Annotated in this window: 7 protein-coding genes; 4 read left to right on the top strand and 3 right to left on the bottom strand. The window is 38.7% G+C overall.

Translation table 11 applies throughout. The features are described from left to right. Positions 1–208 precede the first annotated feature (208 nt). A complete protein-coding gene (locus tag AC3A54_RS19670; protein ID WP_487655837.1) occupies positions 209–5,176 on the bottom strand; it encodes a DUF5724 domain-containing protein in 4,968 nt (1,655 codons plus the stop codon). Between the two features lie 97 nt (positions 5,177–5,273). After that, positions 5,274–5,699 (bottom strand): hypothetical protein, encoded by a 426-nt coding sequence (locus AC3A54_RS19675; protein WP_487655838.1) that lies wholly within the window; start codon positions 5,697–5,699, stop codon positions 5,274–5,276. Between the two features lie 749 nt (positions 5,700–6,448). Here AC3A54_RS19675 and AC3A54_RS19680 point away from each other — a divergent pair. Further along, positions 6,449–7,258, top strand: coding sequence for a class I SAM-dependent methyltransferase (locus AC3A54_RS19680; RefSeq protein ID WP_487655839.1), 810 nt, complete (start codon positions 6,449–6,451; stop codon positions 7,256–7,258). A 64-nt stretch (positions 7,259–7,322) separates the two neighbouring features. Here the strand turns inward: AC3A54_RS19680 and AC3A54_RS19685 are convergent, their stop codons facing one another. After that, on the bottom strand, positions 7,323–7,919 hold the full coding sequence (locus AC3A54_RS19685; RefSeq protein ID WP_487655840.1) for a class I SAM-dependent methyltransferase: 597 nt from the start codon (positions 7,917–7,919) through the stop codon (positions 7,323–7,325). A gap of 344 nt (positions 7,920–8,263) precedes the next feature. On the opposite strand from AC3A54_RS19685, the gene AC3A54_RS19690 reads away from it, so the two are divergent. From AC3A54_RS19690 to AC3A54_RS19700, 3 genes are all read left to right on the top strand, one after another. Further along, positions 8,264–8,548, top strand: a complete 285-nt coding sequence (locus tag AC3A54_RS19690) for a hypothetical protein (RefSeq protein WP_487655841.1) — start codon at positions 8,264–8,266, stop codon at positions 8,546–8,548. 95 nt (positions 8,549–8,643) lie between these two features. Then, the gene (locus AC3A54_RS19695; RefSeq protein ID WP_487655846.1) at positions 8,644–9,300 is read left to right on the top strand and encodes an HAD family hydrolase; all 657 of its coding nucleotides are present in this window, start codon (positions 8,644–8,646) and stop codon (positions 9,298–9,300) included. Between the two features lie 121 nt (positions 9,301–9,421). Continuing rightward, positions 9,422–9,715, top strand: a complete 294-nt coding sequence (locus AC3A54_RS19700; protein WP_487655842.1) for an antibiotic biosynthesis monooxygenase family protein — start codon at positions 9,422–9,424, stop codon at positions 9,713–9,715. Positions 9,716–9,925: the final 210 nt, after the last annotated feature.

Raw genomic sequence — 9,925 nt, forward strand, 5'->3', positions numbered from 1 at the left:
TTAGTAGAATGGAAGATACTTGAGCCAGGCAAAATGACTGGCTTTTTGATTTACTGTACCTGTCACCGCCTAATTTTTGAAGAATCTTGCTAGCTTACTAGGAGAACGACCACGGTAACAGAACTGTTGCCTGTTCCACTTCAAGGAACTTTTTTTGAGTTAAGCAAATAGTCCCCCATCGCTTTAAAGCGATGGGGGACTGTCCCTGTTACTTAATCTGTCCTAAAATATATGGATCCTTAATCTTTTTATCCTCCGCAAGCATAAGAATTTTTGAAACTATTTCGGCTGTTTTTGGGTCTTCGTCCATGAATGGTAGGAAGACTCGACCTCGATGCTGAGAATGAACCGGTACAATAAACAAGGCCCCGCTCGCTTGTTTATACGCATTGGCACTTCCTAAATGTACGGAATATTCGCCAAGACTGCCTTCGATGAGGGCAAAGTTCCCCTCCACTCGAACATTATCGAGCTTTAACAAGCGGATCGATTCAGAGACAATCGCTCTTCTCATTTCAATCGTCGTTAAGCTTGCTTCTGGATCCACTCCGCCCACATGCGCGACACTCACCACTAAATCGACATCGCGCATCGTTTCAGAGAACAGCAGCTTTGGTACATCCTTTAGCTCCACGCTCTTATACGTATGTCGGTCGAAGAACTCAACGGTTTCTAATGTCGGACTTTCGATATCCGAAGGGGAGAACCAATCGGCCATCGCATAAACTTTGGCGATCAAATTCTCTTTATAAAAAACCTTCTGCAGCCCTTCTTCATAACTGACAGTCCAATTTCGCCCTTTTAATAGAGCTACGGTCTTCCCGGGCTGTACCTGATGTCCCGCATACCTCATCGATGCCGTGCCTGCAGCCAATTCGTCTTGATTCGGAACATACAATTCTCTAAACACCTGTTTGAATGGCTGCTTGATCCGGCGCGTAAATAAATCTCGTTGGAAATCGCTCCATTGACCGCTTTCGTACAAATGGACCGGATGGGCAATGAACAGTTCGTCATCGGACTCAATCAGGAAATCCATCCCAGTTACATTAACCAAACTACCCTCCACAAAATAGCCCAACTGTTCCTCTACTTTAAACACTAAGCTCTCTAATAAAGGTGAAATCACTGGATGGTTCATCATCTTCGTTAACTCTGCTAGAGTAAAGCTATTCTCCATGACCATTGAGCGTTCCAGTTCTTCTTTCGCACGCTTATATTGGTTGGTGAGATCCGTCTTAACGGACTTCAACTCTAAAATATACTCATGTTTGTTATATTTAGAAGGAATTGATTTTAGCGCCTTGCCATTTTTAGAAACTTGAATATCCGCTTTTCCGCTAGCATCAATCACCAGCTGTAACGTCAGGTCATCGACGTCCTTTGGTTCCATGAGATGCTGGATTTCCTCCAGTTTCTTGGCTTCCATTTCCCAAATTAAGCGGGTCACATCCTTGTAGCCGGCATTCCGGGCCAGGTTCTCAAGGGCAATCCCAACCGCTTTTGATTCGCTCGCACGCCGAGCTGAACCAAACTTCTTACTTTCTTGTAGAAATGCTTGTAAAAACTCATAACGGTCTAATACATCTCTCTCATTCTCTGAGTCAATCGGTATGAGACTAACCACCAGTAAATGATCTTTGTTGCGCTTTTCACTGGCTGATTTTTTCATATCGGACAGAGACAATTTCCCTAAGGTCGCATCGGCGAATAATTGGGACCGTCGATGATTGGCTCCGGCTGAAATATACTTCGCCGCGTCATATAACACCTTGAACCTTTTTTCGCCTAATTCCTGATAGGCTTCCTTAAACCAAGCAATATCAAATGCTCCGTCGTTAAATTCCTCAGGTTTGATCGGTGAATAGTGGGCCACAATCGTTTCTTTTTCAGCAGAAAAGCTCTCATTTATATGCGCATGGAAGTACCAAGCTGCACTGCGTAAGCCGTCCCATTGCAAGTACTTCGAAACAATCTCAATCCATTGGGGCGCATACATGGCTGCCTCTAGTAAACGTTTATCCGACACATTTTTCCCTTTTAAAAGTTCCGCCAGCATGGCTTCGTTTTCCCCGACTTTTGGGTAAGAAGCTTTCAACAAGTGGCTGAACGTTTCTTTTTTAGAGGCTTTTCCATCAAAGCTATAAATATAGCCGCGAACAAACGACTCCTTATCTGTTCCTAAAAGAATTTTGACAAAATACTCGATTCCTTCATATTTGCTTATATTTAAGGCAAGTGCTGTAACATCCGTCGGAAGCTCGCCGCGACTCAGTTCGATTTCTAGAATTGTTTCGATTGCGCGCTCTTTTAACGGCAGCATCGAAGGATACTTTTTCAAGAGGTCAGATCGTTCATTCGTCAGCTTCCAGTAATGCTGACTGCTTTCTTTCCTAGCGAACAATTCACGATAGACTTCCTCATCATCGATTACCTCCCATTCATACGCTCTCGCAAAATCTTCAATCGATGGGGAGAAGTTCTTATAATTAGACGAGCGATACAAATAATAAATGGCAGAAAAATAGTGGGAAAAAGATTCCTCATTATAAGCAAAATCCTCTGTCCACTCCAACCAGGGCTGAACAAGCAGCGACACAAATTTCGATTGATTTTTCTGCTCATCCCCCGGTATGGCTTTTACCATGGTATAAAGGACTGAATACAACACCTCAAAGGCTTTTGGCTTCTCGAGGTCCTCAAAATAAGCATCAACGATTTGGAAAACTTGCTGTGCATATTCTGTTTTTTCAGTAAAGATTTGCACCAGCTCAATTTGTTCGATAGGGTAGATGTCGCTTAAAATATCTTTTCTCGTGCTTGTTAGAGCTGGATAATGTTCTTTTTCCCATCGATTCATTTTATTAAAATAATATCGGTGGAAATCGTCTCTAGAGAGGAGGAAACGAATTTGAGCCAGCTGCTCCGTTGTTATCCCTTTTTCCTGGAAGTATTGTTTCCATATCTCCGATAGAGGCAAACGATCCAAGCTGGGCTGTTCTTCTTCTTTATGGAAGTTGACTCGTAAATCATCTCCAAGTAACAAGGTTTCTTTGTATCCACCGTAATATTCCACCACGTATTCATAATGGCGGTGCTCATGAACAAGGTCGGATAGTCCTTGTAAAAATGCAATGATATCCTCAGTAGATAAGGTAAACACTTCACGAAGCTGAACGATGGGGCGTTCCTTCAATGGCACCTCAGCTGCTACTGTTGGATCGTACAAACCAAATCCATTTTTTAATCCTTTTTCTTCCGTGTTGGAAAACTTATCGATAAAGACTTTTTCTTTTTCCGTTGGATTGGCAAGTGTATGGATTTTCCCTTTCAACAAAGCGAATTCCACTTGTCTCTTAGGATTCTCTTTCAACTCCGTCAGCATCTCTAATGCCCCTAAGCGTTGCAGTTCCTGCTTGCTTGAGATTAAGCAGTCAACTGATTTTTCTAAGCGTTCCTCTTTTAGTAAAAGTAATAGTTGAATCGCTTTCTGCCTTAAGGTTCCTGTCTTCAGCTTGAGGATCGCTTCTACTTTTTCCACTTCGGCATCCGTTAAATCGAGACGGCTTAGCTTGCCCATTGCTGTTTCACGGTTGGTCATACTTTTATCCGAAAGACTATCAAAAAGGAAATCACGCTGGGTTGGATTCGTTACATCTTTGATATAGAAATCTAAAAGGTTTGAGCGGACATCCGGGCCTACCTTATCCTTTAGTTCGATCATTTGGGCAATCCAATCCGGATCCATATCAAAGGCAATGAGATATAATAGTTTTTCTGCAATCATATCCGTTGAAAGAAAGACCTCATTGTCGTGGAACACGTTTGACTGAATCGTTAGTTCTTTTTTCGGAAGGCTTAACAGAATTTCTTTTAAGCGGGAAAACTGTCTAGCACGTTCGTTTTTGTCCTTTAACGATTCCATTTTTCCAAACTCTAATGTCTTCTCATGCGCCTTGCTTTCATAATTAATGCTATAAGAAAAGTGATAGCCAAGGTTTGCAATCATATAATATTGAAGCTCACGATCGGTTTCATCTAAGTATTTATGAGCAATGTCATATTTCAAGCCTTCATTTTGACTTTGTGATAAAAAGGACATGGAGACAATTTTTTGATAATGAGCCCCATGCTCCATCAAATGATAGATTTTGTCCTCCACATCATTTTCTTCATAAACCGCCGTTGCCCATAGACTGATATACAATTGGTCGACATTATTACTAGTAAGCCACTGCTCTCGAGCTTGTGCATCTGTCAAGGCTTGGTACACATACTCGATACATTGCCTAGCCACCCGTTTATTGGCCGCTTCTAAATTTAAACCTGTCCAAACGTCAAGTGCTCTGATGACAGAACTGTAACGGATTAGGTCCTGGTCGATGATGATTTTTAATAGATAAAGGGTTCCTTCCAACGTTCCTTCATCCATGCTCTCGACAATACTTTGGCGCAGTCCTTCTTGAAGGCGGGCGGCCAGTAATAACTCGCCTACCATTTCATACGCTTTCGGTTGATGGCTGTGAAGGATGCCTTCAATCATCCATTTGTCTAGAAGAGCGGTGTTGTTTTCGCCGTAAATGATGGTCTTTAATGCTTGAAAAATGGCCTCGTTGCCTCGGTCTAGTTCAAACGCGATGTAGTCGCTAATGACATGGTTGTTGGCGTAATCTACTTCTACTTTATGGGATAAATAATTGGTAATGTTAAATGATTCGTGCGTTAATTCAAGAATGCTAAATAACTTGTTGATCACCACATGAAAATGCCATCTTAGATTGGACGTTCGGAAAGGTCTGCGGTAATAGCCGACACTATAGGGATAGTCCGTCGTCGTTTCCGCGATATATTGAAAAAGAGACCCGATCTCGTCTCCGAGCCATTTGTTGACGACATGGATTAGTGGTTGAAGGGAAAAGGGGTGGTTGGTATTTTTCCCTTCAGACCCTATCCATTTCTTGACCGCTTGGAGAAGCGGCTTGAAGGAGGATGAGGTTTGATTCTGCCTCAGCTGCTCTACTAAATGGTAAAGTTTATTTTGATTGTCTTTTCTATCGTAATAATCGAGTCGGGCTTGCTTGATGATGTGTTGGGCAAGATCTAGTTCTTTTCCTGATAAAACCTTCTGTGCTCTTTCTAATAGACCCTGATAATATGTATCTTTGTCCTGTACCATGTCGGAAATCTCCCTTTGACCATGGGGACGGTTCTGGTGGTTTTTTTCGAAGAGTATTAAATGAAGCCAGGAGAACCGTCCCTGTGGCAATTCTCATCTACCACATTCGTCCTGCTAACATCGTTAGTTTGATCAAAACAAGTTGATCCCCTTCGTTTAATTGAATAGAAGGGCTTTCTACACCTTGTTCCACATCATTGATAAATACTTTGAATAATCCATCTTCAAACGCTTGAATCGCTGTCTTAATGGCCTCTTCTTCGTTGGCTTTCTGATCGTTGTAGTTGTAGGCGGTTGCAAAACCCACTTTGCCAGCTGAACCACTTTGTGTGATTTCCTCTTTCGTTAAAAATTGCATGAATGGCCTATTTTCCTGCCTTTGGTTAAACGCACGGACGTTCATGGATACAAGCTCGGATATGAGCTCCACGATCGTCACGGGTCGCTTCGTTAACTGAAGTTCTACCTTTTCGAGAAATACTTTTCGCTTAGCTAGACTCTTCAACGTCACATATATTTTCATAAGGTTTACCTCTTTGTGGGAATATTTCTACACTTATTTTATATGAAGTGGGGGTGTATAACATAGTAGGAAAAAATAAATGGGGACTAAAATTATCGAGCCAGTTTGTCGAGGATTGATAGCCGTTTAGATGTGTTTATAGTGATAGAATGTAATTGCTACTGAATATCGCTGGGGTAGTTGGTTGTTACGCTTCTTTCCGTCTTGGGAGGGAGGTGATAATCATGGAAACTTTCTTGAAATACTACGAGAAGTTCTGACAGGGATCATGCGGAAGTTAGCGCTTATATCTTTCGGAAAACGGTTCTGGAACACAAGAAAACCACCCTGCGCCGTCCGTAAGCAAAAGGGTGACACTAGAAATTAAAATAGCATAGACAACCATCACTCTGACGGTAGAGGTTACATGGAGTAGTGTTAGTAGCACTTCTCTTTTTTATTATATTCACATTATAAAAAAAATCATACCTATCTAAAAATGGAATGCTTTTTCTGGTGCAAAGGCCTGTTAAAAGTTTCTAGTTGTTTTGTGGATGTAAATGGGTGATTGGCGAGTAAAATGGGGTTATTGACGAGTAAAGTATGATATTTGACGAGTAAAATAGAAAATAGACGAGTAACTCCTATTTTTGACGAGTATTTCATCAAAAGTGACGAGTAAATATAAAAAACAGTGAAAGTATCAAACTTTAAATAGATTAATAAGTTCCTTTATAATTAAAACAACCAAAAAAATAGATTCATTAAGGATGGTTGATCATTTGAAGACAAAAGCTAAATATCAAACCTGGATTCGAGTTTACAAACTACTTATTTTTGCAGGTATTTCACTCATTCTTCTCTTTGTACCATTCTTACCTGTTCATTTGTATCTGCGGGTACTGTCAGGGATTTTAGCAGTGCCTTTTATTTATATAGCATTTATCCTTTCTTATTCTGTATACCAATTTGCAGAATTTGGGGGGAATTATCAGTCAAAAATACATGATTTGATTGTTGCGAAGGTGAATGGGGTTGGGAACGGAAAAATATTAGATATAGGAACAGGCAGTGGTTCACTGATTATTAAACTAGCAAAGATTTTTCCAACTTCCTTTTTAACAGGAATTGATTATTGGGGCGGGAATTGGGAATATTCGAAGGCACAATGCCAACAGAATGCTGAAATAGAAGGGGTCTCTGAAAGGATTAATTTTTTGAAAGCAAGTGCAGCTGACCTCCCTTTTCATGATGATGAATTTGATATTATTGTCAGTTGTCTAACATTTCATGAAGTTAGAGATAACGAAAATAAAACAGAAGTAATGAAAGAGGCATTACGCGTGTTAAAACCCGGAGGTGAATTTGTCTTCTTAGATTTGTTTATGGATGAAAAAATCTTTGGGGATGAAAAAGAGCTTTTAAATGAATTAAAGAAACATGGTGTGTCTGAATTGAATAGCTCCAAGCTAGCTAAAGAAATGAAATTGCCAAAGCTCTTATTAAACAAAAAAGTATTAGGAAATGCAATGGTTTTGAGTGGAAGGAAACAGGGGGACGGTTCTGTTGGCTCTTTTTGATCATAGGGACAGTTCTTGTGGCCTTGGTTAAAGCAAGGAGAACCGTCCCTGTGGATGCAAGAAATCATTTTATACTACTGGATCTAAACATGGAGGCATCTTGATTCATAAAAATACGTTGACCATGGTAGAATGTCTTCATTTCTATTGATTTAAATCCAACTTCGGATAAACTGTTTATCAGTTCTTCATGAGAAAAACCGTTATGAACTTTTGGATGATTTATTTTATCGTTCTTGTCAAAATCAATAATAATGAGCTTGCCACCAGCATTTAAGATGTTGAACAGTTCTTGTAGAATTTTTTTAGTATCCGAAATATGGAGGAGGACTATTGACATTAAAATGATGTCTGCCTTCAGTTCAGGCGTTCCTTGAGTGAAATCAGAATAAAGCACCTTTGCGTTGGTTATTCCTTTGTGAGAAATTTTCGCTTTCGCAACCTCCAACATTTGTTCGGATGAATCTACCAATAAAATAGAATCTACTAAATCTGTTAATTCCAAACTAACTAGACCCGTACCACTTCCATAGTCAATTAAAGATTTTGATTTACTATTTCGTAATTCAGGTCTTACTTCCTTCACGATCACTTTAGCTAATTCCATTCTTTCTTCTGTATCATATCTTTTTGCTATCTCTTCAAACACGTTATTTACCATATTCACTCCCCAATTTATGAAATTGCTATATTGTGGTCATTATAGCAAAAATCTCTTTGTGTTAGTTGACTCAATTGGGAAGAGGAGGATGGAATTCCCATACTCTAAAATCGTGAAGTAACGAAGCGTAAAGCAGGTCAACTACGATCCAAAACAATAAAGTTGTGTAAAATTCACTTAAGCGTCTCCAAACACCAAAGAATATTTTGGCGGAATTTTTCCGTTTATTTTTCAAACACAGTGAATCAACATTCAGCTATAACAGAGCCTTAGCATTAAATAATTAATTGTATATATTAATTAGTATATTATGGTAAATTTGTCTTATAGTGGGGAGGGTCATAATGTCAAAAGAAAAAATAATTAATTTAATTATTGTGGGTTTTCTATTAGTTGTATGTGGGCTTGTAATGATCTTTTCAAGTGTTAGTTTTGGAACATCATCTGCAGAGTCTTGGTTAATTAGTAATGGAGGGGCAGATACAAGTACTTATCAAATTATTCTTAAAGGCTATATAAATAACTTTTTAGTAGCTGGAGGTATTATATTTGGTCTGGGACTGATGGGAGTTATCCTATTCTCTTTTACGTTTCTAAATTTGAAGGAAAAAATATCTAGTAAAATGTAAAAGATACACTTATCCTTTTTAAGCTTAATGAGGCGTGTTGAACTAACGATATATTGCGAGAAAGGCTGTGATGTTATTTGAAAGGTTATGAAGCTATGCTATTTGATTTAGATGATACCCTACTTAATAGGGATTATGCAGTAGATAACCTATTTTTAATGATTTTAGAAAAGTGCTATGAAGATGTTACGCATTCAGCAAGAATTGAAATGCTAGAAAAGTTTAGAGTATATGATAAAAGAAGCTATGGAAATAGTAATAAAACAAAAGTCTTGGAATCATTTTTTGATGAATTTCCACCCAAATATAGATTGCCACACAATGATATTCAAGATTTTTGGAATAATCATTTTCCACATTGTTTTTCTATCAACCAAAATACTATAAATATCGTAAACGCAATAAAGAGGCAAGTGAAAGTTGCGATTATAACAAACGGCTCCACTCAGAGACAAAAAGCTAAAATACTTCAAACTGATTTAAATAATTGTTTTGATGTAATCATTATTTCTGAAGAAGTGGGATTTAGTAAACCTGACAAACGCATATTTGAATTAGCATTAAATAAGATGAATGTGCAACCGGAAGCCGCATTATTCGTTGGAGATGACATAGAAAGAGACATTGGTGGTTGTCAAAATGCAAATATAAAAGGCATATGGTTCAATCCTCATATGAGCAAAAATGAAACTGAAATAAGACCATATGCTGAGATTCATTCTTTTGATAGTTTATTAAGGTATATTACATAATGAGGAACCATGGGCCATGGGGACGGTTCTGGTGGTTTTTTTTAAGGTTGTTATTAATAAGCCGGGAGAACCGTCCCCGTGGTTTCCAGTCAATGTGACAGTAGAAAAAGGGGGGCAATAAATGATTTTAGAAGCTGTAATGTTACAAGTTAAGCGAGGCATGGAAGGGGAATATGAGGTAGCATTTCGAGAGGCATCAAAAATTATATCATCAATGAAAGGTTACATATCTCACGAATTACAACGATGTATGGAAGTTAAGGGGAAATATTTATTGTTGGTGAAGTGGGAGACATTAGATGACCATACAGTAGGATTTAGACAATCCGAAGAGTATCAAGAATGGAAAAAGCAACTACATCATTTCTATGATCCGTTCCCAATAGTTGAACACTTTGAGAATGTTCTATTTTAATAGGTTATTTAAGTAAATGGGTGCTTGAGCAAAAGATGGGGACGCTGTCACGATTCATTACTAAAATACAATTTTTCAAAGAATTCATGATAAAGTAAAAATGAATGGAGGGATATTTTTGAAAACGTTTGAGGAAAAATTAAAAAGCTATGCAGAATTGGTTGTAAAAGTAGGATTAAACGTTCAACCGAACCAAATCCTTTATGTAAG

Source organism: Neobacillus sp. Soil_C_43, from assembly GCF_057656715.1.